The sequence below is a fragment of the Pseudomonas sp. AC463 genome, from assembly GCF_979253585.1.
The window spans coordinates 1-236 of sequence record NZ_CEEDDZ010001161.1 but is presented as its reverse complement, the minus strand read 5'-3'; the positions used below and the strand labels follow the sequence as shown (position 1 = coordinate 236).

Annotated in this window: 1 protein-coding gene; it reads left to right on the top strand. The window is 63.1% G+C overall.

Features of this window, described 5'->3' with window-relative positions:
* On the top strand, positions 1–236 hold a 236-nt coding region (locus AC0IYH_RS33955; RefSeq protein WP_471838873.1), incomplete at both ends, for an XdhC family protein.

Here is a 236-nt window from a genome sequence, read left to right as displayed (position 1 = left end):
GCATGCCGGATGAGGCTGTGCTGAACATTCAGACCGACGAGCGCACGGCGATTGTCGCCTTGACTCACGATCCGCGCCTGGACGACATGGCTTTGCTCACCGCGCTCGATTCGCCGGCGTTCTATGTCGGCGCGCTCGGCTCGCGGGTCAACAGCCAGAAGCGCCGGGAAAATCTGGCTCAGCTAGGCTTGTCGCAAGCATCGATTGATCGCTTGCACGGGCCGATCGGCCTGCAC